This is a genomic window from Allochromatium vinosum DSM 180, from assembly GCF_000025485.1.
Lineage (GTDB): Bacteria > Pseudomonadota > Gammaproteobacteria > Chromatiales > Chromatiaceae > Thermochromatium > Thermochromatium vinosum.
The window spans coordinates 3,451,368-3,478,150 of the sequence record NC_013851.1; the positions used below are offsets into that span (position 1 = coordinate 3,451,368).

Annotated in this window: 22 protein-coding genes; 8 read left to right on the forward strand and 14 right to left on the reverse strand. The window is 65.5% G+C overall.

Annotated features, from left to right (window positions below):
* Positions 1-46 precede the first annotated feature (46 nt).
* From ALVIN_RS15295 to hemB, 3 genes are all read right to left on the reverse strand, one after another.
* On the reverse strand, positions 47-3,391 hold the full coding sequence (locus tag ALVIN_RS15295; RefSeq protein WP_012972231.1) for an EAL domain-containing protein: 3,345 nt from the start codon (positions 3,389-3,391) through the stop codon (positions 47-49).
* Positions 3,392-3,454: 63 nt separating this feature from the next.
* The gene (locus ALVIN_RS15300; protein WP_012972232.1) at positions 3,455-4,651 is read right to left on the reverse strand and encodes an AMP-binding protein; all 1,197 of its coding nucleotides are present in this window, start codon (positions 4,649-4,651) and stop codon (positions 3,455-3,457) included.
* A gap of 35 nt (positions 4,652-4,686) precedes the next feature.
* Positions 4,687-5,700, reverse strand: a complete 1,014-nt coding sequence (gene hemB / locus ALVIN_RS15305; protein WP_012972233.1) for a porphobilinogen synthase — start codon at positions 5,698-5,700, stop codon at positions 4,687-4,689.
* Positions 5,701-5,934: 234 nt separating this feature from the next.
* On the opposite strand from hemB, the gene ALVIN_RS15310 reads away from it, so the two are divergent.
* The 5 genes from ALVIN_RS15310 (at position 5,935) to ALVIN_RS15330 (ending at position 8,853) form a co-directional block, all read left to right on the forward strand.
* On the forward strand, positions 5,935-6,297 hold the full coding sequence (locus ALVIN_RS15310; RefSeq protein ID WP_012972234.1) for a thioredoxin family protein: 363 nt from the start codon (positions 5,935-5,937) through the stop codon (positions 6,295-6,297).
* The gene (locus ALVIN_RS15315; RefSeq protein ID WP_012972235.1) at positions 6,294-6,809 is read left to right on the forward strand and encodes a hypothetical protein; all 516 of its coding nucleotides are present in this window, start codon (positions 6,294-6,296) and stop codon (positions 6,807-6,809) included. Before ALVIN_RS15310 ends, ALVIN_RS15315 begins: the two co-directional genes overlap by 4 nt.
* A 22-nt stretch (positions 6,810-6,831) precedes the next feature.
* On the forward strand, positions 6,832-7,518 hold the full coding sequence (locus ALVIN_RS15320) for a Crp/Fnr family transcriptional regulator (protein ID WP_012972236.1): 687 nt from the start codon (positions 6,832-6,834) through the stop codon (positions 7,516-7,518).
* Between the two features lie 129 nt (positions 7,519-7,647).
* Positions 7,648-7,833 carry a YgaP family membrane protein gene (locus tag ALVIN_RS15325; protein ID WP_012972237.1) on the forward strand — a complete coding sequence of 62 codons (186 nt, stop codon included), beginning with the start codon at positions 7,648-7,650 and terminating at the stop codon, positions 7,831-7,833.
* A 48-nt stretch (positions 7,834-7,881) separates the two neighbouring features.
* Positions 7,882-8,853: an SLAC1 anion channel family protein gene (locus tag ALVIN_RS15330; RefSeq protein ID WP_012972238.1), complete on the forward strand. Its 972-nt coding sequence runs from the start codon at positions 7,882-7,884 to the stop codon at positions 8,851-8,853.
* Positions 8,854-8,910: 57 nt separating this feature from the next.
* Here ALVIN_RS15330 and ALVIN_RS17285 read toward each other — a convergent pair whose 3' ends face one another.
* Positions 8,911-10,677, reverse strand: coding sequence for a FliH/SctL family protein (locus ALVIN_RS17285; RefSeq protein ID WP_012972239.1), 1,767 nt, complete (start codon positions 10,675-10,677; stop codon positions 8,911-8,913).
* Between the two features lie 325 nt (positions 10,678-11,002).
* On the reverse strand, positions 11,003-12,889 hold the full coding sequence (gene mnmG, locus ALVIN_RS15345) for a tRNA uridine-5-carboxymethylaminomethyl(34) synthesis enzyme MnmG (RefSeq protein WP_012972240.1): 1,887 nt from the start codon (positions 12,887-12,889) through the stop codon (positions 11,003-11,005).
* A gap of 193 nt (positions 12,890-13,082) precedes the next feature.
* Here mnmG and ALVIN_RS15350 point away from each other — a divergent pair, with 193 nt between their 5' ends.
* Positions 13,083-14,027, forward strand: a complete 945-nt coding sequence (locus tag ALVIN_RS15350) for an AAA family ATPase (protein WP_012972241.1) — start codon at positions 13,083-13,085, stop codon at positions 14,025-14,027.
* A gap of 78 nt (positions 14,028-14,105) precedes the next feature.
* Here the strand turns inward: ALVIN_RS15350 and mutM are convergent, their stop codons facing one another.
* Genes mutM through ALVIN_RS15375 form a run of 5 tightly spaced genes read right to left on the reverse strand, consistent with a single transcriptional unit; the run spans position 14,106 to position 19,141 of the window.
* Positions 14,106-14,939, reverse strand: a complete 834-nt coding sequence (gene mutM, locus ALVIN_RS15355) for a bifunctional DNA-formamidopyrimidine glycosylase/DNA-(apurinic or apyrimidinic site) lyase (protein ID WP_012972242.1) — start codon at positions 14,937-14,939, stop codon at positions 14,106-14,108.
* A complete protein-coding gene (locus ALVIN_RS15360; protein WP_012972243.1) occupies positions 14,939-16,123 on the reverse strand; it encodes a hypothetical protein in 1,185 nt (394 codons plus the stop codon). The genes mutM and ALVIN_RS15360 overlap by 1 nt, the downstream gene beginning before the upstream one ends.
* The gene (locus ALVIN_RS15365; protein ID WP_012972244.1) at positions 16,120-17,493 is read right to left on the reverse strand and encodes a GldG family protein; all 1,374 of its coding nucleotides are present in this window, start codon (positions 17,491-17,493) and stop codon (positions 16,120-16,122) included. Before ALVIN_RS15365 ends, ALVIN_RS15360 begins: the two co-directional genes overlap by 4 nt.
* The gene (locus ALVIN_RS15370) at positions 17,490-18,227 is read right to left on the reverse strand and encodes an ABC transporter permease (RefSeq protein ID WP_012972245.1); all 738 of its coding nucleotides are present in this window, start codon (positions 18,225-18,227) and stop codon (positions 17,490-17,492) included. Before ALVIN_RS15370 ends, ALVIN_RS15365 begins: the two co-directional genes overlap by 4 nt.
* Positions 18,224-19,141: an ABC transporter ATP-binding protein gene (locus ALVIN_RS15375; RefSeq protein ID WP_012972246.1), complete on the reverse strand. Its 918-nt coding sequence runs from the start codon at positions 19,139-19,141 to the stop codon at positions 18,224-18,226. Before ALVIN_RS15375 ends, ALVIN_RS15370 begins: the two co-directional genes overlap by 4 nt.
* A gap of 161 nt (positions 19,142-19,302) precedes the next feature.
* Here ALVIN_RS15375 and ALVIN_RS15380 point away from each other — a divergent pair, with 161 nt between their 5' ends.
* Both ALVIN_RS15380 and ALVIN_RS15385 read left to right on the forward strand, forming a co-directional pair.
* Positions 19,303-20,295: a DUF58 domain-containing protein gene (locus tag ALVIN_RS15380; protein ID WP_012972247.1), complete on the forward strand. Its 993-nt coding sequence runs from the start codon at positions 19,303-19,305 to the stop codon at positions 20,293-20,295.
* The gene (locus ALVIN_RS15385) at positions 20,282-22,282 is read left to right on the forward strand and encodes a transglutaminase TgpA family protein (protein ID WP_012972248.1); all 2,001 of its coding nucleotides are present in this window, start codon (positions 20,282-20,284) and stop codon (positions 22,280-22,282) included. The genes ALVIN_RS15380 and ALVIN_RS15385 overlap by 14 nt, the downstream gene beginning before the upstream one ends.
* Here ALVIN_RS15385 and ALVIN_RS15390 read toward each other — a convergent pair.
* Genes ALVIN_RS15390 through ALVIN_RS15405 form a run of 4 tightly spaced genes read right to left on the reverse strand, consistent with a single transcriptional unit; the run spans position 22,274 to position 26,495 of the window.
* Positions 22,274-24,145: an ATP-binding response regulator gene (locus ALVIN_RS15390; protein WP_012972249.1), complete on the reverse strand. Its 1,872-nt coding sequence runs from the start codon at positions 24,143-24,145 to the stop codon at positions 22,274-22,276. The genes ALVIN_RS15385 and ALVIN_RS15390 overlap by 9 nt on opposite strands.
* Positions 24,112-24,906, reverse strand: a complete 795-nt coding sequence (locus ALVIN_RS15395) for a tRNA 2-thiocytidine(32) synthetase TtcA (RefSeq protein WP_012972250.1) — start codon at positions 24,904-24,906, stop codon at positions 24,112-24,114. The genes ALVIN_RS15390 and ALVIN_RS15395 overlap by 34 nt, the downstream gene beginning before the upstream one ends.
* Positions 24,833-25,471 (reverse strand): metallophosphoesterase family protein, encoded by a 639-nt coding sequence (locus ALVIN_RS15400; protein WP_012972251.1) that lies wholly within the window; start codon positions 25,469-25,471, stop codon positions 24,833-24,835. Before ALVIN_RS15400 ends, ALVIN_RS15395 begins: the two co-directional genes overlap by 74 nt.
* Positions 25,472-25,496: 25 nt before the next feature.
* Positions 25,497-26,495, reverse strand: a complete 999-nt coding sequence (locus ALVIN_RS15405; RefSeq protein WP_012972252.1) for a zinc-dependent alcohol dehydrogenase family protein — start codon at positions 26,493-26,495, stop codon at positions 25,497-25,499.
* Between the last annotated feature and the right edge of the window lie 288 nt (positions 26,496-26,783).

Consider the following 26,783-nt stretch of genomic DNA (forward strand, 5'->3'; position numbering starts at 1 on the left):
TATGGAGTCTGGGCGTCTGTCGAGTCTAACGCAGACCGCGCCGGTTTCAGCCGAATTCGGCCAGCGCCTGATCGGGCGGGATCGGACGCGACCACAGATAGCCCTGCCCCCAGTCGCAGCCGATCTCGGCGAGCCGTTCGAGCTGGCGCGGCGTCTCGATGCCCTCGGCGATCACCTCCTTGCCGATGGAGTGGGCCATGGCGATCATGCCGGCGACCAGGTTGCGGTCGCGCGAGGACTCGATACCGCTGATGAACTCGCGGTCGATCTTGAGGCTGCTGATCGGCAGCTCGCGCAGATAGGCCATGGAACTGAAGCCGGTGCCGAAATCGTCGAGCGACAACTGGATGCCGCCACGATGGATAACGTTCAGCGTGGATTTCAGGCTCGGCGTCATGCGCAACAGCATCGACTCGGTGATCTCGATCTCGATGAGATCCGGCGGCACGTCGGCGGCATGCAGATCTTCCAGCAAACGGCGCGCGAAGCCGCGCGCCTCCAGATCGGCCGCCGAGACGTTGATCGCCAGCCGCGCCTCGGTGCCATTCTGCTCGAGATGCTGGCGCAGCCGGCGGATGGCCAGGCGCAGCACGGCGGCCGTCACCGCGCCGATCAGGCCGTTGCGCTCGGCGGCCGGGATGAAGTCTCCCGGCATGATCAGGGTTCCATCCTCGGTGCGCCAGCGCGCCAGCACCTCGAAGCGCGGTGTCCCGGCACGGGCGGCGATGGCGATCTGCGGCTGGAGCAGGATCTCGACGGCGTCCATGGGCGAGCGCCCGAGCACGGCACGGTCGATCTCCAGACGCTTCAGCGCCCGTCGCTCCAGGTCGCTGTCGAAGTGGCTGGCGCGGTTGCGCCCCGCTTCTTTGGCATGGTAGAGGGCCAGATCGGCCTGCTTGAGCAGCTCGCCCGGCTCGGAGTCGGGGCCGCCCATGGCCAGCCCCAGCGAGCTGGTGATGCTGAAACGATCTTCGCCGACGACGATGGCGCGACGCAGGGCTTCGACGATCCGCTCGGCCCACAGCGAGGCGACGGCCGTGTCCGTGATGTCGGGCAGCAGGAGCGCGAACTCGTCACCGCCGAGACGCGCCACCAGTCCGGGTTCGGGCAACTCGGCGCGAATGCGCTTGGCCACGGCGCACAGCAGCACATCGCCCTTGTCGTGACCGAGGGTATCGTTGATGGTCTTGAAGTGGTCGATGTCCATGAGCGCAACCGCAAATCCCTGCCCGGTACGCCGGCAGTTCTCGATCACCTCGCCGAGCGCCTCGCGAAAGCGCGCTCGGTTCGGCAGCTCGGTGAGCGCGTCGTGCAGAGCGCGATGGCGCATCTCCTCGCGTGACTGGTGCAATTGATCGCGCTGACTGGCCAGTGACTGGGCGAGCCGCTCGAAGTGCGCGGCATTGGCGACGATGACCCGTTGGATGAGGTTCTTGAGCGCCAGCCCGGTGGCCAGCGATACCGCCGACCAGGGCAGCGAATGATGGGTGCGCTCTTCGCGCCAGACCTGGAAGTCGCGGGTCGGCCAGCCGAGCGGACGTTCGCCGTCACGGATGGAGAACGGCAGTGCGGTGGGATCGCCGCCCCAGTCGACCGTGTATTTGACCCGCTGGCGACCGAACAGCAGGATGTTCTCGCGCTGCTCGTCGATGAAGATCACCAGCACGCCGGCGAGCCGGTCCGGATAGGCCGCCGCCGGCTCGAACTCGCCGGACAGACAGTCGGTGTGCCAGATCGGGCCGGGCCGGGTGCGCAGAAAGGCCAGCAGCTCATCGACCCACTCGGGGGCCAGACTGCAATTCTGCCCGAAGAACAGCGGCTGACCGCGACGGTAGATCTGCGCCATGTCGGCATCGACCAGTTCGCACAGCTTGCGCTCCTTGCCGATGAAACTGTCTGGAAAGGGCTGCTCGACGTCGAACCCGCCGACGATGGAGTTCACCCGCGCCATGCCGAGCTGGGTGGCCAGGTTGCGCTCGCGCTCATCGATCAGGGCGACCCGGGCCGCCAGACAGCTCGCCAGTTCGATGAGTCGGCGTCTGACCGGGACCGTCACCGGATGGGGCGCGCGATGATGGAAGATCACCAGCCCCCAGAGCCGATCGTCCTGCATGATCGAGAGCGACATCGAGCCATTGACGCCGAAGCGCTGGAGATAGTTGCGATGGATGGGTGACTGGGCGCGCAGATGGGCGATGCCGATGTCGATGCTGTCGGGAGCCAGCGCGCGGCTCAGGAGCGGAATATCGGGGTGATCGCGGCTCGGCGCGTAGCGCATGGGCGTTTCGCGATAGAGCGCGCGCGCCTGACGCGGGATGTCGGTGGCCGGATAACGCAGCCCCAGGATCGAGGGCCAGGTGTCCGGTTCCAGACTCTCGGCGATCACCACGCCCGAGTCGTCGGGATCGAAGCGATAGACCACGACTCGCTCGAAGCCGGTCAGATAGCGAAAGGCCGCGACGGCCTCCTGACCGACCTGTCTGACATCGTCGCTCGCGCGCAGCCGCCGCTGGAATGATTCGACATCGAAGCCGCGCAGACGCACGTCCATCTCCATCTCGCCGTGCGGCTCGATCTCCAGCAGCAGCCGATCCCGCCAGCGATGCAGACGCACATCGAGCGGCAGCTCGCCGCGCGCGGTCCGGACCAGGAAGAAGGACGGCTGATACGCGGCCGTCTCCGGGTCGGCCGTGAGGACGGCATGCAGCTCGGCTGCGCCCGCGACCGGCAAGGCCCGCGACAAGGGGGCGTCGAGCAGCGTCTCGGCGTGAAGACCCAGATACATCTCGGCATTGGCGCTACAGGCCAGAATGTGGTGCGTCTCGGGATCGACCACCAGCAGACAGCCGAAGGGCTGGATGGCACCACAGGTGCTGATGGGTTCGCGATCGCATTGCGAGAAGTCGAAGGAGACCGCCGAGAGCGCGGCCATGCTCTCGCAGAACTTGCCGGCGATCAGCTCATACGCGACGCCTTCGTTGCGCGGCGGCAGACGATTCTTGGGCTGAACGATGATCCAGAACTCGCCCGGACGGTCCGAGGCGCGCATGGTGATGCGCACCCGCACCGGGTCCATCTTGAAATCGAACACGAACTCGAAGGTCGTCTCCAGACATCCGGTCAGGACACCGCGCCGGAAGCGTCCGTAGAACTCCGGCACCACGGTGCAGGGGGCAACCTCGGAGAAGAAATTGCGCCCGAGGACGGACTCTACCTCACGTTGCGAAATCACCGACTGTGCACGACTATAGAAGAGGATACGTCCTTCGGCGTCGACACGAATGGTTCCTGCGGGCAGCCGATCGAGTTGCTCCTCGGTGAGGATGTCGAGCTGACGTGGGTCGTGGATGTCGATGGCGTCTTCGAGATTGATCGGTTCGATTCGGTTCAATGAGACGATCCGCAGCAGGGTGGCATGAGCATGAACACGGGGCCAGGCGCTGATTCCATGCGTTCAATCCCAGTCGGTGAGCTTGCCGAGCGCCGAGCGTGGCAGACTCGGGCCGAGCGTGATGGAGCGCGGCCGCTCCGGAGCCGACAACTGCTCCGCGAGCCAGATCTGGAGCCGTTCCGGGAGGTGAGCCGGGTCGCTGCAACGTGCGCTGGGCACGACGAATGCTTTCAGGCGCACATGTGGCTCACGGCCATCGGGACGCACCAGCGCTTCGTCGACCTCGGGGTGGCGCTCGATACAGGCCCGCACGCGCTCGGGGAAGACGTTGATCCCGCCAACCTGGACCGCTCCATCGCGTCGCGCGAGTATCAGAATGTGTTCGGTGTCGAGCCACTGGAAACGATCGGGGAGTTCCAGCGACAGCGGTTTGCCCGCGACACCTGGACGCCGGATACGTCCCGGCGCTTCAGGATCAGGCGACCAGTGCGGCAGCAGACGGAAGGGCGCCTCGGGGGCTTCGCGCCAACCGACGCCGGCCGTTTCCGATGAGCCATAGATCTCGATCGCCCGGACGCCGCCGAGCGCCTGGAACCGCTGCCAGAGTTCGGGCGGGCAAGGACTGGTGGAGCTGAGGACCACCACATCGGACGCCATCTCCAGGGGCGCCCGCGTGGCCAGATCGAAAAAGGCCGGATGGCCCAGCACCAGATCGCCAGCGCGTGCCTGGCGCAGGACGGCTCCAGGCAGCGTCCGGCGCGTGTCGAGCACCGGGATGCTGAGATGTGCCGGCAACATGAAGGCGAACAGAAAACCGTAGATGTGGTGGCACGGCACGGCGCGCAGGATGCGCCGGCGCTCACCCAGGAGCGTGGCGAAATAGGCGACCTCCTGCTCCAGCAGGTCCATGTCGTGGAGACACAGCTTCGGCTGACCGGTGGAGCCTGAGGTCTGGAAGCCGATCGCGCCGTCCTGGCAGGCGCGGCTCTCCAGCACGATCTCGACCCAGTCGGACAGACGGCGACGGGTCGTCAAGGCCGCCTCGTGCCCCGTCTCGTGCAGATGGAACTGGATGGCGACCATGGTGGCCAGATCCAGGAACTCCAGCGAATCGAGTTCCAGCGCCCCGAGATCCGGATCGGGGGCGCGCAGGCGGGCCGCGTCCTGGAGTCCGGGCCGCAAACGCGCCAGCTCCGCCTGGATCAGGTCGAGCAGCAGCGCCTGGACGCCGCTGGGGTTCCACCAGGGTTTCAGGGCCACCGCGACAGCCTCGCCCGACGTCGACGCGTCTGGCCTTATTCGGCCAGCCAGCGGGCGATGTCCTTGGCGTAGTAGGTCAGGATGCCGTCGGCGCCGGCGCGCTTCATCGACACCATGGCCTCCAGCACGACCGCTTTCTCATTCAGCCAGCCGTTCAGGCTCGCCGCCTTGAGCATGGCGTACTCGCCGCTGACGTGATAGACGAAGGTCGGTGCGCCGAACTGGTCCTTGATACGGCGCACGATGTCCAGATAGGGCATACCGGGCTTGACCATCACCATGTCGGCGCCCTCGGCCAGATCGAGCGCGACCTCGTGGATGGCCTCGTTGGAGTTGGCCGGGTCCATCTGATAGGTGTACTTGTTGCCCGCACCCAGATTGCCCGCCGAGCCGACCGCGTCGCGGAAGGGGCCGTAGTAGCTGGAGGCATACTTGGCCGAGTAGGCCATGATGCGAGTGTGGATGTGGCCGGCGGCTTCGAGTGCCGCGCGTACCGCGCCGATGCGCCCGTCCATCATGTCGGAGGGCGCGACGATGTCGGCCCCGGCCTCGGCGTGCGAGACGGCCTGACGCACCAGCACGTCGACGGTCTCGTCGTTCATCACATAGCCGGCCTCGTCGATCAGACCGTCCTGACCATGGGTGGTGAAGGGGTCGAGCGCGACATCGGTCATCACGCCCAGCTCGGGCACCGCCTCCTTGAGCGCGCGCACCGCACGCTGCGCCAGCCCATTGGGATTGAACGCCTCGCGTGCGTCGAGCGACTTGACCTCCATCGGCGTGACCGGGAACAGCGCGATCACCGGAATGCCGAGCTGATGGGCCTCGCGCGCCGCTTCGATCAGCAGATCGATGCTCAGACGCTCCACACCCGGCATCGAGGGCACGGCCTCGCGCTGGCCCTGGCCTTCGAGTACGAACACCGGCCAGATCAGATCGTTGGGGGTCAGGGTGTTCTCGCGCATCAGGCGGCGCGAGAAGTCGTCGCGGCGCATCCGGCGCATGCGGGTGATGGGATAGGCGGAACGGGGGGTGTCGAGATCAGCCATGGTATCGAGGAACCTCGGGGGTCGGGTCCGGTGCGTCCGGGACCATCCCGGGCGCTGCACAGGTCGCCTAAAATAGCTCAGGCGTCGGCTCGGCTCCAGTCTTGGCGTTGTACCGTCGCCCCAGAGGCGCCATATCACGGCCGATGCCTGGTGAGCCAAGACCATTGGCTGCACAACGAGCGGCCCCGGAACCCACGGGTCGAACGCCCAATACACGCTCAAGGAAACCCCTGCATGTCGTCTGCTCCAGATTCCTACCCCTCCGTCTTCGATGTCCACTACGAAGACTTTCAAACCCAGGTCATCGCGGCCTCGTCCGAGCAGCCGATCCTGGTGGACTTCTGGGCCGACTGGTGCGGTCCCTGTCACGCACTCGCACCGCATCTGAAGCGCATCATCGATGAACACGCCGGGCGACTGCGGTTGGCCAAGGTCGAGGTCGACGAAGGCGAGAACATGCGTCTGGCCGGACACTATCGGGTGCGCGGTTTCCCGACCGTGATCCTGTTCCGGCACGGCGAGGAACGCGGCCGGTTCAGCGGCGCACGTTCGCGTATCCAGATCAACCACTGGCTCCAGGAGCATCTGCCGGAATGAACATCCAACCTGCTGTTTCGCTTCGACTCGTTTCCATCTTCGCGGCGCTCTGTCTTGGAGTCGCCGGGTCGGCCCAAGCGCTCTCGCTCGTCGTCGAGGAGGGCGAGATCGCGGGCGTGTCCGGGCTGGACATCCAGGGGCGACTGTACGATGTCAGCTTCCGGGACGGCGCCTTCAATGCCGTCTATCCGGCCGAACTCAGCGGATACGGGCCGCTGGCGCGCGCGGTCGCTCAAGCGCTGCTCGCCGCCGGCCCGTCCATCCAGGCCGCGCCCGGCTGGCGGGCCGATCTGCGCCCGCGCGGCTGCCAGTCGGCCGATTCCTGCACCATCCTGATCCCGGAGCATTCCGACGGCGCGGCTCCGAATGCCCGCATGACTCACGCGGTCGAAGCCCTCTACACCCGGGATCGGTTCAGCAAGGTTCCCGAGCCGCTCTGGCCATTCGATGCCGCCACCGACACCCAGTACATGCCGGACATGCTGTACGCCATCATCACGCCGGCGCGCTAGCGCGGCCTCGGGACGATTCGGCATGATTTCCGATCCCGATCAGCGTCGACGCCTGCTGGAGACCTTTGCTTTTCTGCGCGCCGGTTCGGCCGGGTTCCAAAGCGAATTCTTCGATCAGGTCATGCGCGTGCGCCTGCCGGCCGGACAGGCCGTCTGTCAGGCGGGCGCTCAGTGCGCGCATCTGCCGCTGGTACTCGACGGCACGGCGCGGGTCTATCAGCTCGGTGAGAACGGCCGCGAAATCACACTCTATCGCGTGCATCCGGGCGAGAGCTGTGTGCTCACGGCCTCCTGCCTGCTCAGTGCGCGCCCCTTTCCGGCCTTCGCGGTGTGCGAGAGCGCAGTCGAGGCCGTGGTCGTGCAGCCGGCGAGCGTGCGCCGCTGGCTGGGGAGTTGCGAGCCGTGGCGCGAATATCTCTTCGGTCTCATCGCCGGCCGGTTGGTTGAGGTCTTCGGCGTGCTCGATGCGGTGCTGTTCCAGCGACTCGACCAGCGGCTGATCGACCATCTGCTGCGTCTGGCCGAGAGTCTGGACGCGTCCGAGATCCAGGCGACCCACCAGATGCTGGCCGCCGAGCTGGGTTCCTCGCGCGAGGTCATCAGTCGCGTGCTCAAGGGGCTGGAGGAACAGGGGCTGCTGCGCGTGCGGCGCGGTCAGATCGAATTGCTCGATCGCGCGGAACTGAGGCGTCGCACGCAGGACGACTGACGCTCGGGGCCAGTTCGGCAGGCAGTGTGACAAAGTCACCGACAGGGCCACTGACGACCGTTAGAGTGCGTTCCACAGTCAACGTCCAAGCGGCCTCAGGCCGCCCGCACTCGAACGGAGATCCTCAGCATGACCCAGAACCTCGGTACACTCGATCGCGTCATCCGTGCCCTCATCGGTCTGGCCCTGGTCGCCTGGGCCCTGAACACCCAGAGCTGGCTGTTCGGCGCCCTGGCCCTGATCCCGTTTGGCACGGCTCTGATCGGCTGGTGCCCGCTCTATCTGCCGCTGCGACTCAACACCAAGCGGGTTTGATCCATTCTCAGGCCCGTCCGCATGCAGGATGGGCCGTTCGGAGCCTCCATGGAGAACACATCTCACACAACGAATCGTCTGGCCAATTTTCCCGTGTCCTTCTTCTCGATGGTCATGGGACTGTCGGGGCTGACCATTGGCTGGGAGAAGATCCAGTCCATCCTGGGCCGCGATCTTGGTCTCACGCCCTGGTTGCTCGGAACCACAGGGACGATCTTCGGTTTTCTGGCGATCAATTATCTGCTCAAACTGGTGTTGTATCGCGGGGCCGTGGTTCGCGAGCTGCGCCATCCGATCAAGATCAACTTCTTCCCGACCATCTCGATGAGCCTGCTCCTCTTGGCCATCGCCTTTCTACCGATTTCGATGTCCATCAGCGCGCCGCTATGGATGGCCGGCACCGGACTGCATCTGCTCTTCACACTCTACATCGTCAATGTCTGGATCCATCACGAATATTTCCAGATCCACCACATGAACCCGGCCTGGTTCATTCCGGCGGTCGGTAACGTGCTGGTGCCCATTGCTGGCGTGCCACTGGGCTATGCGGACCTGTCCTGGTTCTTCTTCAGCATCGGCATCCTGTTCTGGCTGATCCTGCTGGTGATCGTGTTCAACCGCGTGCTCTTTCATCAGCCGATCGAGGCGCATCTGATGCCGACGCTCTTCATCCTGATCGCCCCGCCCGCCGTCGGTTTCATCGCCTATCTGCAACTGTCCGGTGAACTCGACAGCTTCGCGCGGATTCTCTACTTCTTCGGTCTCTTTCTGACGCTGCTGCTCTTCACTCAGGTTGGACGCTTCATCAAGCTCAAGTTCTTCCTGTCCTGGTGGGCCTATTCATTTCCGCTGGCGGCGATCAGCATCGCCACGTTCGTCATGTCAGAACGGACCGGACAGTCGATTTATCTGTATCTCGGGATGGGGTTGTTGGCGCTGCTGACCGCCATCATCGTCTTGTTGCTGATACTGACCTTCGTGGCCGTGTATCGCCGACGTATCTGTGTCGCAGAGCATTGAGGGGGTGGTTGCTCCCCTTTCCACCGTGGGAAAGGGGAGGTAGTGAACGTCTAGCGCTCAGTAGGGAGTCGGACGATTTTCGTAGTCGGCATAAGCGTCCGAATCAGCCGTGCTGGGCGGGAGCCTGGTGCCGTGCCAGGTGAAGTTGTAGGGGCTGGTATAGGAGCCTTCTGGTACTTCGACGACACCGCCGTATTGGCTGCAACTACAACGGGCGAGTGTTTGATAGGTCACGCATTTTTCAGTGACCTGCCCGTCAGGCCCAAATACTGGGCAGTTCGGCGGATAACGCAGTCTTCCATCCGCACCATCGGCAGATAAGCAACCAGGCTCGATACCAAAAGCACAGTCGGCAATCTGGTTCCTGCAGACCAACCCCAAGGCACTATCGCTGCAATCATCCGTCGGGATATCACAGGAATTGCCGCTTTCGCATGCACATTGAGCGCCAAATCCAGAATTCGTAACATACCGATAGACTCTGCAGGGCGCCTCGAAGAGCCGCTTGTGATTGACGCGGATGTAATAATCACCGGCATTCCGGAGTCCGAAACGGAAGACCCGGTTGGGATCGCCTGAATTGTTCGTATTGATTGCCAAAATGGGTGTCAGGTTTTCGCGCAGCTCACCGGATTCATAGCGATTGGCCATGCTTTGATCATAGACTTCGACGAGCCAGTTACCCAAAGGGCATTCCTCTTTCTCACAGAATGTAAGGGTGACGATCTCGTTTCCGGGACTCGTATATTTAAACCAGTCATCCTCACCCTGGCCCCATACAGCCGTATCTCCCTCTGGTATCGGGGTGTTGAAGGTCAGGTTGATCACGCCATACATGGTTACGCCATTGGCCAAACGATTACTTTGGCTCGGCAGGTCGTTTCGCTCCATCTCGGTATCATAGAAACCAACGGTCGGCTGTGTGCCGCCAAGAGGCGAGTCTTGCACGAGAGCCGAAACGGAATAGGCATGAGCGTTTATTTCGTTTCCCGCAGCTGGCTGAACCCGGATGTAATAGGTTCCAGCCAAGCCGAGGGTGACACTATAGGTCAGTGAATCCGGTGTCGACTGAACGGCACTTCTTGCATTGGAATCGAAGCTGGCAAAGACGTTTCCTGCGGCATCCAGAACCGAGATATTCCAGAGACCAGGATTGCCTTCCGCGAGATTCGCTCCCTCCAACCATTCTGGAACCGAGAAGGTAATCAGGAGGTTTTGGTTGAGTTTGGTGGTGGCTGTATAAAAATAGTCCCGATCGTTTAGAGCATAGAGCTGACCCCAAAAACTGGTGCCAGGCTCAAGCGGATCGGCTGTGACAAAGCTGTCATTGGGTTCAGTTTCGCCAACGAGGGCATCTGGAATACAGGAGGCCAGGGGAATGTCGCAGCTTTGTGGATCAGCAATACAGGCCGCGAGCTGTGTGGCGAGTCCACGTGCGTAACCATCCGCGTCGCCACGGGTGTAACCCTGAGCATCGCCATCAGTGAAGCCGCGCCACCAACCCTGGCCATCGCCATCGGTGAAGCCGCGCCACCAACCCTGGCTGTCACCATCGGCAAACCCACGCCACCAACCCTGGCTGTCACCATCGGCAAATCCACGCCACCAACCCTGGTCATCACCATCGGCCAAGCCGCGCCACCAGCCCTGAGTATCGCCATCGGTCTTACCCTGATCGTAGCCAAGGTCATAACCATCGGCAAGTCCTTGATTATATTTGTCCGTACAGGAATCTTGCGCAGCAGAACCACCGAGCGTGGCTGAATTCGCCATGAGCGGTAACAGCAACACCAGTCCAGTGATGGGATAGAGTAGAGATTTCATGGCTTCATTCCGTGGGTGAGCAAGCCTTGGCGAAGGAAGCAGTCGTAGTGTCGACGATACGATTGTGTCGTAACGGATACGCCGAATTGAGTTTATCCCAAAACCCCTGGGGATCAAGCCTAACATCGAAGCCGCAAACCAAGACCATATGTTCGGTCTCTGCCACAGGAGCGTCTCGGCAGCTCATCATTTGTTCCCAAGCTTGAGTTGTCTCAATTTCGGCACCGGCCGCGATCCGGTCAGCGCTATGCTCTGGACCGGCGTGATACTCGGGCTGCTGCTCCTGGCGGTGATCGGGATGCACTCCAGGTACCGCCTCATGCAGCTAGACTCTCACTGCTCCAGCCTGCCGTTTGAGGTGGATGAGCAGGAGTGAGACCGCCGCCGGTGTGACGCCCGGAATGCGCGCCGCCTGACCGATAGTGGCTGGCCGCACCCGCATCAGCTTCTCGCGGACCTCGACCGAGAGTCCGCGCACCTGCGCATAGTCGAAGCTATCGGGCAGTGGCTTGAGTTCCTGTTCGCGCTGACGCTCGATCTCGGCACGCTGGCGGTCGATATAGCCGGCGTAGCGGGTCTGGATCTCCAGTTGCTCGGCGACCTCGGGCGCGACCTGTTCGGGTGGCTCGCCGGTCAGCGCCCGGATGCCGGCATAGCCGACATTGGGCCGCGCCAGCAGATCGAGCGCACGGGACTCGCGGCGCAACGGCTCGCCCAGCACCTGAGTCGCCAGTGTCGGGTCGAGCGTCTCGGGCCGTACCCAGGTGTCGCGCAAACGCTGGCGTTCGCGCTCGATGGCCTCGCGCTTGTGCTCGAAGGCGCACCATTGCTCGTCACCCACCAGACCAAGCCGGCGCCCGATCTCGGTCAGACGCAGATCGGCGTTGTCCTCGCGCAGCAGCAGCCGGTATTCGGCACGGCTGGTGAACATGCGGTACGGCTCATTGGTGCCGCGCGTGATCAGGTCGTCGACCATGACCCCGAGATAGGACTCGTCGCGGCGCGGATGCCAGGGTTCGCGTCCCTGGACCTGGAGCGCGGCATTGGCCCCGGCCAGCAGTCCCTGAGCGCCCGCTTCCTCGTAGCCGGTGGTGCCGTTGATCTGACCGGCGAGGAACAGTCCCGACAGGGGGCGCGTCTCCAGCGAGGGCTTCAGATCGCGCGGATCGAGGAAGTCGTACTCGATCGCATAGCCGGGCCGGGTCAGATGCGCGCGTTCCAGCCCGACGATCGAACGGACCAGCGCCTCCTGGATGTCATAGGGCAGACTGGTCGAGATGCCGTTGGGATAGACCTCGTGGGTCGTGAGTCCTTCCGGCTCCAGGAAGATCTGATGCGAGCTCTTGTCGGCAAAACGCACGATCTTGTCCTCGATCGAGGGACAGTAGCGCGGCCCGACTCCTTCGATCACCCCAGTGAACAGCGGCGAGCGCGACAGTCCCGAGCGGATGATGTCGTGGGTGCGCTCGCTGGTGTGGGTGATGTGACAGCTGACCTGGCGCGGATGGTCCTCGGGCCGGCCCAGGAAGGAGAACACAGGCACCGGATCGTCGCCCGGCTGCTCGGCGAGTCGGCTGTAGTCGATACTGCGCGCATCGATGCGCGGCGGGGTGCCGGTCTTGAGCCGCTCGATGCGGAACGGCAGTTCGCGCAACCGTCGCGCCAGTCCGTTGGAGGGTGGATCACCGGCCCGACCGCCCTCATAGTTGGACAGACCGACATGGATACGACCGCCGAGGAAGGTGCCGACCGTGAGCACCACGGCGCGCGCCCGGAACTCCAGCCCCATCTGGGTGCGCACGCCGGCCACGCGCTCGCCCTCGACCAGCAGATCCTCGACCGACTGCTGGAAGATCGCCAGCCCCGGCTGATTCTCCAGCGCCGTGCGCACGGCGGCCCGGTAGAGCTGACGGTCGGCCTGGGCACGGGTCGCACGTACCGCCGGCCCCTTGCTGGCATTGAGGATGCGGAACTGGATCCCGGCGCGATCGGCGGCGCGCGCCATCAGACCGCCGAGTGCATCGATCTCGCGTACCAGATGCCCCTTGCCGATGCCGCCGATGGCCGGGTTGCAGCTCATCTGGCCCAGGGTCTCGATGTTCTGGGTCAGGAGCAGGGTGCGCACGCCGCAGCGCGCGGCGGCCAGCGCGGCCTCGGTGCCGGCGTGACCGCCGCCGACCACGATCACGTCGTATGTATCGCTTGCAAGCATCGAAAAGCAGGTCCGTGGGGGTATGACGAAAGAGGGGCAGGCAGTGTAGGCGATTTGCCGCCGACCTTGCACCCTGGCCGGATCGCACGCCGCCTGGAAAATCGCGCCGAAATCCTGTGGAATTCAGTCAATCCCGATTCAAAACCCGCGTTTCGGTTCCAAATCGAGCGCCATCGATCTCACCGAGTCCCTGATGAGCCTACATCCGAAATCCAGCCCTGCCCGTCCCACGCTCGCCGAGCGCATCCTGCAAGAGGCCGGCGCCGTCATCCTCGGCAAGGATCGCGAACTGCGTCTGGCACTGGCCTGTCTGCTCGCGCGCGGTCATTTGCTGGTCGAGGATCTGCCGGGCGTCGGCAAGACCACGCTCGCGCATCTGCTGGCGCGACTGCTCGGGCTGGACTATTCGCGCATCCAGTTCACCAGCGACCTGCTGCCGGCCGATGTCATCGGCGTCTCGGTCTATGATCGCGCCTCCGAGAGTTTCCGCTTCCATCCCGGCCCGATTTTCTCGCAACTGATCCTCGCCGACGAGATCAACCGTGCCACGCCCAAAGCCCAGAGTGCGCTGCTGGAGGCGATGGAGGAACGTCAGGTCACGGTCGAGGGTGAGACGCGGCGGCTGCCCGAACCCTTCTTCGTCATCGCCACCCAGAACCCGCTGTTCCAGGTCGGCACCTTTCCGCTGCCCGAATCGCAGCTCGACCGCTTTCTGATGCGCATCCATCTCGGCTATCCGGCCGCCGAGCAGGAAAAGGCGCTGCTCGCCGGCGAGGATCGGCGCGAGATGGTCGCGCGCCAACGACCGGCCCTGACCAACGCCGAGCTGATCGACTTGCAGAAGTCCGTGATCCGCATCCATGCCGCATCGCCGATCATCGACTACATCCACGCCATTCTTCAGTTCACACGCGGCTCGGAGCGCTTCGCCTATGGACTCTCGCCGCGCGCCGGGCTGGGTCTGCTGCACGCGGCCAAGTCCTGGGCTCTGCTCGCCGGGCGCGATTATGTGATGCCCGAGGACGTACAGGCGGTGTTGCCCTCGGTGGCCGTGCATCGTTTGACGGGCGGCGAGCCCGGACAGCGGATCGGGGACGACGAGGTGGCGCGCTTCATCCTGACCAACGTGCCGGTTTGACGTGCCGGGCTACCGGCGGCAGACGTCGAGGATATTGCGGCCCGGCCGGTGGCCTGGGTACGAATCCGCGTCGATGGCTCAAGTCTGACAGCGTGGACAGTAGAAGCTCGACCGCTGTCCGATCCGCTGCGGCTCGATGCGTGTGCCGCAGATCCGGCAGGGTTCGCCCGCGCGTCCATAGACCCGTAGCGACTGAGCGAAATAGCCCGGAGCACCTGTCTCGTTGACGAAGTCGCGCAGCGTGGTGCCGCCCTGTTCGATGGATGCCCTGAGCACCCGTCGGATCGTCTCGGCCAAGCGTCCATAGCCGCCCTGGTCGATCCGGTTGCAGGCGCGCGCCGGATGGAGGCCGGCGAGAAACAGCGATTCACTGGCGTAGATATTGCCGACACCCACCACGACCGCCGAGTCCATGATGAACGACTTGACGGCGACCCGGCGCGAGCGGCTCGAACGATAGAGATGTTCGCCGTCGAAGTCGTTCTCCAGTGGCTCCGGTCCCAGCCTGCACAACAGCGGATGCTCGACGAGCGCGATCTCGGGCGACATCGGTATCCAGAGAAAGATCCCGAACCGGCGCGGATCATGAAAACGCAGGATTCCGCCATCCGAGAGCACCAGATCGAGATGATCGTGGGTTCGGGGCGGGAGTGGACTCTCGGCCGTGACGACGCGCAGACTGCCCGACATGCCCAGATGCACGAGCAGGCTGCCGTGCTCCAGCCCGATCAACAGATATTTGCTCCGCCGTCTCAGGGAGCGGATCGGTTGACCGGCGACCCGTTCGGGCATCTCGGGCGGGATCGGTTGGCGCAGACGCGGATTGCGCACGATCAGGCGTGCGATCCGGCGACCTTCCAAGTGGGGCCGGATGCCGCGCAGCGTGGTCTCGACCTCGGGTAATTCAGGCATCAGTTGGCTGGATCGCTGTACATGGCCGGATCGGGCGCGAAGGGATCCTGACCGAAACCGCTTGGCGCGGCCTTGTCCGGCTCGCCCGGTAGTGGAAACTCGGAGCCGGCCGGTTCGGCGTCCGGAACCTCGACGGGTATGGCTTGGCCGTCCGGGGTCAGGCGGACCACAGGCGGTTCGCCCGGCAGCCCATCGGCCGGAACGAGGCGTTCCGGAGTCGCCGCAAAGGGCTCGTCCGGCTGATCGGGTTGGGCGAAGGGATCGGACGCCATGGGTTCGTCCGATGTGGCTGGATCCATCGTCGGTCCGAACGGTGGCGAGTCCATGACCGGCGGTATGGACGGGCTTTGTACGGACGCGGGTGATTCGCCGAACGGGGGCGGTATGGAGGCTTCGGGTCGAGGCTCCGGCGGCGTGGGATCGACGGCGTTCGGATCGAGCGTCAGCTCGGGTGCATCGGTCAGGACATAGAGCAGCCGCTGATCGAGCCGCGCCCAGCGGCGCCGGTCCTCCGAGATCAGGAAGCGCAGTGTGCTCCCATCGGACGACTTGAGCGCGACCGGCTCGCCGCTCGGCGTCTCGGCCAGGATCTCGACGCGCTCGGCGTGCAGCCCCACCAGATCGTTCAGGGTCTCGGGTGTGAGCGGGATGCCGCCCAGCCGCCCGAAGACCGGCCCGAATCCGCGCGGTATCAGTTGCGGCGAGACATAGTGGATGGGCGGCGCGATCAGCAGATGATGGAAACGATCCTGGATCAGATGCACCAGTCCTTCGCCGGCGACATAGCGCATCCGACCGACCGGGTCCGTACCGCCGAACTGGAGTTCACGCCCGTCCAGACGCAGTGTGAGCCGCGCCGGCGAGAGTCCGAGTTCGCGCAGGTCGGCACTCTGAGCCGGGAAGCTGCGCTCGACCGGAGCCTCCAGCAGACCGAGCAGTTGGGTGACGCGGCCGTTGTCGGCGTCCACCTGGAAGGGCGCCTCCAGACGCCAGCCGATCGCGGTCTGGAGCAGGGTGATGGTCGGCTCGCCGGTGCGATCGATCTCGACCCGATAGAGATCGGCGGCGGCCAGATCGGTCAGGGTCGGGACGATGTGCGCGCGCTGGAGTTCGGCACGGATCAGCAGACCGAGCACGACCAGGAGGATCGCCAATGCCCCATTGATCAGCCAGCGTCCGCTCATCGACCCCTCCAGCGAGACCAGCGCATCCCCAGCCCGCCGATCAAGAACACGCCCGGCAGCAGCACCAGCGCCCCCAGACCGATCAGAGTCCGGTGCCGTTCGTCCAGCTCCAGCGGCTCGGCCGCCGTCGGCGGGGGCGGGAGTTCGGGCAGATCCTCGCCCTCGCTCAGCCAGCGCAGCAGCGCCAGACCGAGCGCGCGATTGCCCTGGAGGCCGAACTGGGCGTTGGACAGGAAATCACCGTCACCCACCACCACCAGACGCTGCTCGCGCTCGCTCTCAGGGAGCGTGCGCGTGAGCGCCAGCACGACCGGCAATGGACCGGCACGCTCGCCGATCACCTCGTCGCGCGTGAGCGGGCCGCTGAGTGTGCCGGTCTCGTTCCAGCTCTCGGCGCGGCTGGTCAGATAGGTCGCCAGCGCCCAGCCCGGCGCAACCTGGGTCTCGAAGGCCAGGGCGCCGGGCAGCAGCGCCGGTGCGGTGAGTCCTTCGGTCAGCGGGTGCGGCGCATAATCGTCGATCACCGCCACGGCGGTCGTTCCGAATCCAAGCCGCTCGGCTTCGGGATCGACCACCTGGCCGGGCAGAGCGGCGAGGCCCAGATGCTCCAGCAGGGGTTCGAGACCGCTCGGCGGACCTGGGTCCATCAGCCACAGCAGATGACCGCCGCGATCGAGGAAGTCGATCAACGCCTCGATCTCGCCTGGAAAGGGCGGCAGTCGGGGCTGGCTGAGTACCACCAGCCGCGTGTTGTCCGGGACGGCGCTGGTGGTGGCCAGATCCAGCGGACGCGCGATCAACCCCAGTTCGAGCAGCTCGCGGCCCAGCCGGCCCAGATCCGTGTCGCGCTCACCCGCGATGGCGCGTTCGCCATGTCCCTCGATGATCGCCACCCAGGCATGACGCGGGCGGATCAGGCGCGCGATGGCCGCCGAGATGGAGCGCTCGCCGACCTCGGCCAGGGTCTCGCGTCGTCCCCGGTATTCGAGCAGGATCTGGCCCTGGAGCGAAACCTCGGCCTCGCGTGCCTGCTCGGGGAAGCGTCGCGGATCCAGATAGCGGATCTCCAGCTCGGGATATTCGTGCGCGTAACGCTCCAGGAGTTGGCCGATCATCCTGGCCAGCGGTGTCTGCGGATCGGCGAAGACGGTCAGACGCAACGGCGCCTCCAGCCGTTCGAGGATGGCGCGGCTCTCGCGGGTCAGCCGATGGCTCTCGGACTGGGTCCAGTCCCAAATCCGGTCATGTCGCGCCACCAGCCAGCCGGCCGCGACGACACAGCCCAGCAGCAGGAGGGCGAAGAGCGTGTCGGCGAGCGCGCGCTCGAAGCGGTGGACGAGGACTCGGATCGCCTGTGCGCGCGTCTTCATTGCAGTCGCCGATTGGCCAGATGCCGGTGGGCCAGAGCCAGGAAGAAGCCCGTGAAAAGGAGGAAATAGGCCAGATCGCTCAGACGCACGGCCCCAAGCAGGAACCGGAACAGATGCTCGTTCCAGGACAGCCAGCCGAAGAGCGAGAGCGTCTGGGCGGTGAGCGACTCGGCGCGTCCGATGATCGAGAACAGCAGCAGGAGGCCGAAGGCGATCAGCACCGCCGCGCCCGGCTGCTCGGTGAGACTGGAGGCTTGAAGACCGATGGCGCCGAAGAACAGGGCCGCGAGCCACAGACCCAACGTGGCCGCCGCGACCTGACCGAGATCGAGCGTCGCCGTACCGCTCAAGAGCGCCAGATTGGCCGCCGGCAGCAGACAGAGCGGGGTGATCAGGATCGCCAGTGCGATGAACTTGCCCAGCAGGATCTCGATCAGGCGGGCCGGGGCGGCGGCGAGCAGGTCATAGCCGCCATCGCGGAACTCCGCGCTCAGCATCCGCATGGCCAGTAGCGGCGCGGCGAACATGGCGAGTACGGCCGCGAATCCGAACAGGTTCAGACACAGCTCCTGGGTGAGCGAGGCCGGACGCTCCCCGGCATCCAGAGCGCTGAAGTCCTCGACGACCTGGAGGAAGATCCAGGCCAGTACCACCTGCCCCACGCCCAGCAGCACCCAGAGCAGCGGTGTCACCAGTCCGCTGCGGATCTCGCGCGCGGCGATGGTCCCGATCATGCGTGTTCCTCCGCGCCGATGAGATCGAAGAAGGTCCGCTCCAGATCACTGCGCTCGGGCGTCAGCTCGAACAGTTCCAGACCCGCCAGCAGGATGGCGCGTGCCAGATCGGCCGAAGTCGCCTCGGCGCGCAGATCGACCTGGAACTGATTCGGCCCGGTGGCGAGCGCGCCGGCGACCGGCGCCAGATCGTTCAGATGCATAACATGGGTCTCGCCGCCCAGACGCACCCGCCAGAGATTGGTCGGACGCGCCGCGTGCGTCTCGGCATCGAAGCGCACCCGTCCCTGATGCAGGATCATCACCCGGTCGCACACCGACTGGACCTCGGGCAACAGATGGCTGGAGAGGATGATGCCGCTGTCCCGCGCCAGATCGCGGATGAGTCGGCGCAGCTCGCGCATCTGCACCGGGTCGAGTCCCTCGGTCGGCTCGTCGAGGATCAGGAGCGGCGGGCGGTGCAGGATCGCCTGGGCCAGACCCAGACGCTGGCGGTAGCCTCGGGAGAGCTTGGCGATCAGCCGTCGGCCTTGATCCTCCAGGCCGCAGCGCTGTTTGGCGGTGGCGATGGCCTCGGGGATGGCGCGTCGGGGCAGACGATGCAGATGGGCGCAATGGGTCAGATATTCGTCGACCCGCAGTTCGGGATGCAGCGGCGGGCGCTCGGGCAGATAACCCAGATGACGTTTGGCCGCCAGCGGTCGGTGCGTCAGGTCGAGGCCGAGGATCTCGATGCGGCCCGAGGTCGGGGCGAGCAGTCCGCTCAGGAGCCGCAGACAGGTGGTCTTGCCGGCCCCGTTCGGCCCGAGCAGGCCCAGCACCTGCCCGCGCTCCAGGCACAGATCGACGCCGGACAGGGCCGAATGGCGTCCGAAGTCGCGGCTGAGATCGGTGACGCGAAGCAGTGTCTCCATGGTCGCGCGAAGATAACCGGTCTCGGCCCTCTTGCCAAACTGCGCGAATAGGGCTGAAGACAGCTCGTCCATTGGGTACTGGATGCCACGACATGCCTTGACAGGCTTCATTTCGCCGCCCATGTTGTCAGTCAGCACTGACTGATCGACCTCCAGTCGTCATGACCACCGATCCACACCACTCCGACACGCTGCGCGATCGCGCGCACCGCTATTTCGACAGCCTGCTGCGCCGGGTGCCGCCCGGACCCGATGGCGTGGCGCGCGTCGGCGGGCGTCAGATCTATATCGTGCCGACCCGTGCCGGGTTCATGTATGGCGCTGTGATGCTGGTGATGCTGCTCGGATCGCTGAACTATCAGAACAACCTCGGATTGCTGCTGACTTTCTTCCTGGCCTCGGTCGGGCTGGTGGCCATGCACCATGCCTGGTTCAACCTGCTGGGGTTGGCGGTGCAGGCGCGCGGCGGATCACCCGTGTTCGCCGGGGAACGCGCGCGCTTCGAGGTGGCGGTGCGCGCCGAGGGCGGACGCCCACGCCATGACATCCGTCTGCGCAAGAACGGTGAGACGCCGACGCCGATCCATGTCGGCGCGGGAGATCAGACGCTGGTCGCGCTGGCGGTGCCGACCGAGCGGCGCGGCTGGCATCGGCTGACCGATGTGATGGTCGAGACGCGCCATCCGATGGGATTGTTTCGCGCCTGGACCTATGTCGCCACCGAGGCCAAGACGCTGGTCTTCCCCAGACCCGCTCCCCAGGCGCCCGAACCTGGACATGACGCTGGAGACAGCGCCCGTCCGCATCGCACCCGTCACGAAGGGGCCGAGGATTATCTGGGGTCGCGCGGCTATCGTCCGGGCGATTCGATCCGGCATATCGACTGGAAGGCGTACGCGCGCGAACGCGGGCTGGTGGTCAAGCAATACGGCGGCGAGCAGGGCCAGGAGGTCTGGATCGACTGGGCACGGCTCAACGCGCCCGATCCCGAGATCCGGCTCGGACTGCTGACCCGACAGGTGCTCGACGTCAGCGCCGGCCCGACGCGCTTCGGTCTGCGTCTGCCCGGTGCGGTCGAGGGGCTGTCCCAGGGCACGGCCCATACCGAACGCTGTCTGACCCGACTGGCACTCTTCGGCCATGCACAAGACTGATCTCATCCCCGCCGCCGAACGGCCCGAGCGCCATCAGATCCTCTGGACCACGCTGCTGGTCGCGGCGGCCTGCGCCCCGTTCGCACGCTATCTCGACGGTCAGGTCACAGCCTTTCTGGCCCTGATCCTGGCCATCCGGCTGGTGGCGCTGCGCTGGCCGGCGGTGCTGCCCAACCGCTGGATCCGCGCCCTGCTGGCCTTCGCCGGTCTGGGCAACTGTCTGGCGGCCTATCACACCGTCACCGGCCAGGATGGCGGTTCGGCACTGCTGGCGACCATGCTCGTGCTCAAGCTGCTGGAGCTCGACACCAAGCGCGATCTGCGTCTGGTGCTGATCCTGATCGGGTTCCTGAGCGTGGTGCAGTTCCTGTTCGACGAATCCTTCCTGCTCACGTTCTATCTGGGAGTGATCGCGCTGGGGCTGGTCACGCTGCTGACCGAACTCAACGGCGGACTGGGAGCGGCGGGTCTGCGTCCGGCGCTGCGGGTGAGTGCGCGACTGGCGCTCCAGGCGATCCCGCTCACACTGGTGCTGTTCGTGCTGTTTCCACGTCTGACCGCGCCGCTCTGGAGTCTGGGGATCGACAGTTCCAGGGGCTTGATGGGCCTGTCCGATAGTATGGAGCCGGGCAACATCAGCGAGCTGGTCGTCAATGGCGAGCTGGCCTTTCGCGCGCGTTTCGCGGACCGGCGACCGGAGGCCAATCAGCTCTACTGGCGCGGCCCGGTGCTGTGGAAGATGGATGGACGCCGCTGGACGCCGGGCGCACCGCCCTCCGGCTGGCAGCAGCCGGCACGGCTGATCGAAGCGTCCGACCCGATCGAGTACGAAGTGGTCATGGAGCCGACCAAGCAGCGCTGGCTGTTCGCGCTCGACATGCCGGTCAGCGAGCCGGAAGGTGCGGCGATCAGCCCGGACTATCAGCTGTTGTCGAACCAGCCGGTGACGGCGCTCAAGCGTTACAACGCGCGCTCGGTCCTCAGCTATCGCACCGCCGAGCCGGACGCACGGGTGCGCGCGCTGGCGCTCGAACTGCCCGAGAACGTCACGCCCCGGATGCGTGCCCTGGTCGACGGCTGGCGCGCCCAGAGCCGCGACGATTGGACGCTGGTCCAACGGGCGCTGGCCCATTTCAACCGCGAGAACTTCTATTACACCCTGCTGCCGCCCAAGCTCGGCGCCAATCCGGCCGATGCGTTCCTGTTCGAGACCCGCCGTGGCTTCTGTGAGCACTATGCCAGCAGTTTCGCGCTCCTGATGCGTATCGCCGGCATTCCATCGCGCATCGTGCTCGGCTATCTCGGCGGCGAAACGAATGAGTTCGGCGGCTATACCATCGTGCGTCAGTCCGACGCCCATGCCTGGGTCGAGGTGCTGATCGCGGGGCGCGGCTGGGTGCGGGTCGATCCGACGGCGGCGGTCGATCCGTCGCGCATCGACAATCGCTCGGCCACCGAGCTGTTGGGAGCCGGTGTCTCGGTGCGTTTCGATCTCGGCGAGGCCGCCGCGCTGGTGCGCTGGATGCGCGATCTGCGTCTGCTGGGCGATACCCTGGAAGCGAGCTGGCAGAACTGGGTGCTGGATTTCTCGGCTCAGGATCAGCGCCGGCTCATGGATCGGCTCGGGCTGAGCGCCTGGCGGGAGTATGGGCTGGCGGTGCTGATGGTGCTGGCGGTGTCGCTGACGCTGGGCGGCATCCTGCTGGTCCTGATGCACGAACGCACCGAGCGCGACCCGCTCGAACGGCTCTATGCGCGTCTGTGCAGGCGGCTGGCCGGTATCGGGTTGCCGCGCCTGCCGCACGAGGGACCGGGCGACTATGGCCGGCGCATCGCCGCCGCGCGGCCGGATCTGGCCCCGGATGTCGGCAGCTTCCTCGCACTCTATGTCCCGGCGCGCTACGGCGAGCGTTCCACGCCCGAGACGCTGCAACGGCTGTCCGATCTGCTGCGTGACTTCAAGCCCAAGGCTCAAGGTTCAAGATAGCGCGCGCGCCGCCGCCAGGCGCGTGCGGGCGACCCACTGCGCCACGGTCGCGTGCAGCTCCTTGAGTCCGAGCGGTTTAGTCAGATAATCGTCCATGCCGGCCTCCAGACACTGTTCACGATCGCCGGGCATGGCGAGCGCCGTCAGAGCGATGATGGGGACGGCACGCAGCGCCGGATCGGATCGCAAGCGGCGTGTGGTTTCGAGACCATCCATACCCGGCATCTGCACGTCCATCAGAATCACATCCGGTCTCGGCATCCGTGACAAAGCGATCGCCTCCGCTCCACTACCGGCGGTGCGGACATCGCAACCCCGGATGCGCAGATAGGTGGCGAACATGTCCAGGTTGCCCGGATTGTCGTCGACCAGCAGCACGCGCCAGGGCTCGCGCACGCCGGTCTCGATCCCAGGCCCGTTCGACTCGGCGGGATCAGGCTGCAACCGATCGGCCCGTTGCGCCGCCGGATCCCAGGGCAGCCGGATCTCGAACCGGCTGCCCCGCCCCACTTCGCTCTCGACCTGGATGCGCCCCTGGTGCAGCTCGGCCATCCCCGAGACGAGTGCCAGTCCCAGTCCGGTGCCGTCGTACTGACGTGCCGGGCGGCTGTCGAGCTGTACGAACGGCTGGAACAACCGCTCGAACTGCTCGCGCGGGATGCCCACCCCCGTGTCCCAGATGCCGAAACGCAGCTCGCCGTGCTCGGGATCGGCCTGGACATCGAGTCCGATCGCCCCGCCCTCCGGCGTGAACTTGACCGCGTTGCCGAGCAGATTGACCAGCATCTGCTTGAGCCGCCGACTGTCGCCGCGCACCAGTCGCGCCTGGGGATCGATCGTCAGCGAGACCTTGAGTCCCTTGCGTTTGGCGGACGGCCCGATCAAGCGCAGGCTGGCCTCGCAGAGCTGATCGACCGGCACCTGATCCCAGCGCAGATGCATCTGGCCCGAAGCCACGCGCGACATGTCGAGAATATCGTTGATGAGTTCCAGCAGATGGGTGCCGTTCTCGTGGACCATCCGGATCGCTTTTTCCTGCTGGGCGCTCAGCGGACCGAGCAGCCCGTCGCCCATGGTCTCGGAGAGACCGAGGATGGAGGTCAGGGGCGTGCGCAGTTCATGACTCATGGCGGCGAGGAACTCGTCCTTGGCCTGGGCGGCGCGCGCCAATTCGGCATTGGCGCGATCCATCTGCCGCGCCACAGCCGTCGCTGTGGCCATCGGACGTCCAATGTTGCGATCCACCAGCCACATGAGCAGCAGCGCCGCGCCGCTCATCAGCGCGCCGGTGAGGATCAGGGTCCAGAGCTGATGCCGGCGGGCGGCGAGTTGCAGTTGCGCTAGAGTCGTCCTGCGATGCTCAAGCGCCGATTCGACCACCCGATCGAGCAGGTCGGTCGGTTCGCGGTCGATCCCGCGTACCTGCCGGTCGACTTCAAGCTGAGGTGCCGCCGCCACGGGTTGGTAGATGGCCAGCGCGGCGCGGTATTCGCGTCCGAGCCGTTCATGCGCCGCGAGAAATTGCTCGGCCTCGGTGCTGGCCTCGGGATTGGACCGCGACAGCGTCAGGAGCCGCTCCAGATACACGCGAGTCGTGCGTTCCTCCTGTTCGAACTGCTCGATATAGCGGGCGCGCAGTTCGGCATCCCCGCCGCGCAGCAGAATGTTCTTCCATTCCTGGACCTGTTTCTTGAAATGCACCTGGGCGGTCAAGGCCAGCGTCAGGATGTCCGAAGAGGTCTCCAGGATCTCGGCCTCGCGGCTCGCCGCCTGGGTGAGTCGGTGAAAACCGTGGAGACTGGCGAGCAGGTTCAGCGCGAGAATCGCAATCAGCCCAAGGGCGAGCTTGGTTCGGATAGACATGTCCAACCCGGTTCGGGCAACTCGCCCTCGACCATGATCGGCTTGAGGGCGTGGAGAATACTGGAAAAGAGCGTAGCGTGTTCGGCTTCCTCGCGCGCCAGCAGGGCTTTCATGTGCTCGCGGCGGGTCGGCATGGTGAAGCAGGCCGGGCAGGAATCCGGGATCACGGGCAGGCCGGCGCGGCGGGCGAAGTCGGCCGTCTGGCGCTCGCGGCAGTAGACCAGCGGGCGGATGATGCGCACGTCGCCGTCCTGGTTGCGATAGTGCGCCTTCATGGTGCGCAACTGACCGCCATGAAACAGCGACATCAGCAGGCTCTCGGCCAGATCGTCGAGATGCTGACCCAGCGCCAGCACATTGTAGCCATGCTCACGGCAGAGCCGGTACATGATGCCGCGCTTCATGCGCGAGCAATAGGCGCAGAACGAATCGCCGTCCATGTGCGTCTTGGCCTGCTCCATCAGCGGCTGCTGTTCATAGTGCCAGGTCAGACCGAGCCGGTCGTAATAATCCTTCAGGCGCTGCGGATCATACCCCGGCACCTCGGGATCGACGGTGAGGACCGCCAGCTCGAAACGGACCGGAGCATAGGTGCGCAGATGGGCCAGGATCTGGAGCAGCGAGAGCGAGTCCTTGCCGCCGGAGACGCCGAGGAGGATGCGATCCCCCTCGCCGATCATGCGGAAATCAGCGATGGCCCGCCCGACCTGGCGCAGCAGTGACTTGGGTGGTTTGACCGATGGGGTGCTTGGAGTGTTCATGGCGCGCAGTGTAGCGCACTCCCCGTCTCGGGACCGACAGCGGAAAGCGGTAGCTCTCGACGCGCCATTCGTCGGCGTCGGCGGTCAGCACCAGACAGGACGGCCCGCCGTGAGTCCGTGAGCGCCCGGCCGCGCCCGGATTGAGCACCCAGGGCCGTGCGTCGAGATCCGTTTCCAGCTGATGACTGTGGCCGTAGACGATGGCGCGCGCCTCGGGGAAGCGCGCGCGCAGCAGGGCATGGCGGTTGCGCGCCGGCAGCTGATGACCGTGGATCAGCACCAGCGAACCGCCGGGCAGCGGCTGTTCCAGCCATTCGGGCAGATGCACCAGCAGTTGCCGGTCTTCCTCCGGCCACTTGCGCGCCACGTCGTTGTTGCCGAAAACCGCCAGCACCCGCCCCAGGCGCGGCTGGAGCTGGGCCAGGATCGAGGCATGACCGATGTCGCCGCCGTGCAGCGCCAGATCGCAGTCGTCGACGATCTCGCGCACGCGCGGATCGAGCGCGCCATGGGTATCGGAGAGCAGCGCCACCCGCACCCGCTTCAAACTCGGAAGGGTGTTCAAGGACACCTCGGTCGGATCATCGGCCTCACTCCAGATTCAAAACCAGCTTGCCCGTCACATGGCCCTGTTCGAGCAGACGATGCGCCTCGGCGGCCTCGTCGAGCGCAAAGGTCTGCGAGACATGCACCCGTAGATCGCCGCGATCGATGAGATCACTGCAACGGCGCAGGATCTGACCCTGATGCAGCCGGGCGCGCGGCAGGTCGCGGAGCATCGGGGTCAGCATCAGTTCCAGGCTCAGACGCAGATTGCGCAGCCGCGCTTCCTTCAGATCCAGCTCCGGGCCGGGATCGAGGATCGTCACCAGATCGCCATAGTGCGCCATGGCCGGGATGGTGCGACGGAAAACCTCGGGACCGACCGTATCCAGGGCGATGTCGACGCCCTGCCCTTCGGTCCAGTCCATGACCGCCTCGACCAGATCCTCGTCGTGATAATTGATGCAGAACTCGGCACCGAGTTCATGCGCGAGCGCCGCCTTCTCGGGGCCGCTGACCGTGGTGCAGACACGCGCACCGGCCAGACGCGCGAGCTGGATGGCGACATGCCCGACGCCACCGGCCCCGGCATGGATCAGCACCCGCTGGCCCTCGGTGAGCCGTGCCCGGTCGTGCAGCGCCTCCCAGGCCGTCAACAGCACCAGAGGCGCGGCGGCGGCCTCGATCATGCCGATGGCGCGCGGCTTGGCCTGGACGAACTGCTGATCGATCACCCGATACTCGGCATAGTTGCCGGCCGGACCACCCAGTCCGCCGTGACAGAACCAGACCTCATCGCCGGGCTTGAAGCGTGTCACGTCCTTGCCGACGGCTTCGACCACACCGGCCCCATCGCAGCCGAGTACGGCCGGCAGACCCGCGTGGAGCATCGGTCCGCGCTGGCGGATCTTGGTATCGATCGGATTGACACCGGCGGCACAGAGTCGGACACACATGTCGTCCGGCCCGGTCAGCTCGGGCTGCGGACGCTGGACCAGCCGCAACACCTCGGGGCCGCCGGTTTCCTGTATCTCGATGACGTTCATCCGGAAAATCCTCTAGGTTCGAGTCTCGCGCCCTGAAGCGGCTCGGTCGAGCCGCCGATGACTTGGATGTAAGGTGGAGCACACGCTCAGACAAGTCCACGGACTCAGTATGGCGCACACGGCAGCGGCGTACTGAAAATCTCGCCGATACACCCATGACCGCGTCGGGTCAGCGCTCGGCGGGCAGGTTTCCGTAGCAGGGGAACATACCGGGCCTGCCGGTCGGTCACCGGCATCGCCCGGTATTTGAAGACTCGGCGGCCGACAAGGCCGCCGTCATCGGCTCGG

Bases quoted from the DNA above. Each gene is read 5' to 3' on its own strand.
- mutM (WP_012972242.1), bottom strand. From the start codon at position 14,939: ATGCCTGAATTACCCGAGGTCGAGACCACGCTGCGCGGCATCCGGCCC.
- ALVIN_RS15390 (WP_012972249.1), bottom strand. From the start codon at position 24,145: ATGTCTATCCGAACCAAGCTCGCCCTTGGGCTGATTGCGATTCTCGCG.
- ALVIN_RS15310 (WP_012972234.1), top strand. From the start codon at position 5,935: ATGTCGTCTGCTCCAGATTCCTACCCCTCCGTCTTCGATGTCCACTAC.
- ALVIN_RS15325 (WP_012972237.1), top strand. From the start codon at position 7,648: ATGACCCAGAACCTCGGTACACTCGATCGCGTCATCCGTGCCCTCATC.
- ALVIN_RS15380 (WP_012972247.1), top strand. From the start codon at position 19,303: ATGACCACCGATCCACACCACTCCGACACGCTGCGCGATCGCGCGCAC.
- ALVIN_RS15405 (WP_012972252.1), bottom strand. From the start codon at position 26,495: ATGAACGTCATCGAGATACAGGAAACCGGCGGCCCCGAGGTGTTGCGG.
- ALVIN_RS17285 (WP_012972239.1), bottom strand. From the start codon at position 10,677: ATGAAATCTCTACTCTATCCCATCACTGGACTGGTGTTGCTGTTACCG.
- ALVIN_RS15350 (WP_012972241.1), top strand. From the start codon at position 13,083: ATGAGCCTACATCCGAAATCCAGCCCTGCCCGTCCCACGCTCGCCGAG.
- ALVIN_RS15315 (WP_012972235.1), top strand. From the start codon at position 6,294: ATGAACATCCAACCTGCTGTTTCGCTTCGACTCGTTTCCATCTTCGCG.
- mnmG (WP_012972240.1), bottom strand. From the start codon at position 12,889: ATGCTTGCAAGCGATACATACGACGTGATCGTGGTCGGCGGCGGTCAC.
- hemB (WP_012972233.1), bottom strand. From the start codon at position 5,700: ATGGCTGATCTCGACACCCCCCGTTCCGCCTATCCCATCACCCGCATG.
- ALVIN_RS15395 (WP_012972250.1), bottom strand. From the start codon at position 24,906: ATGAACACTCCAAGCACCCCATCGGTCAAACCACCCAAGTCACTGCTG.
- ALVIN_RS15320 (WP_012972236.1), top strand. From the start codon at position 6,832: ATGATTTCCGATCCCGATCAGCGTCGACGCCTGCTGGAGACCTTTGCT.
- ALVIN_RS15385 (WP_012972248.1), top strand. From the start codon at position 20,282: ATGCACAAGACTGATCTCATCCCCGCCGCCGAACGGCCCGAGCGCCAT.
- ALVIN_RS15370 (WP_012972245.1), bottom strand. From the start codon at position 18,227: ATGATCGGGACCATCGCCGCGCGCGAGATCCGCAGCGGACTGGTGACA.
- ALVIN_RS15360 (WP_012972243.1), bottom strand. From the start codon at position 16,123: ATGAGCGGACGCTGGCTGATCAATGGGGCATTGGCGATCCTCCTGGTC.
- ALVIN_RS15330 (WP_012972238.1), top strand. From the start codon at position 7,882: ATGGAGAACACATCTCACACAACGAATCGTCTGGCCAATTTTCCCGTG.
- ALVIN_RS15375 (WP_012972246.1), bottom strand. From the start codon at position 19,141: ATGGAGACACTGCTTCGCGTCACCGATCTCAGCCGCGACTTCGGACGC.
- ALVIN_RS15365 (WP_012972244.1), bottom strand. From the start codon at position 17,493: ATGAAGACGCGCGCACAGGCGATCCGAGTCCTCGTCCACCGCTTCGAG.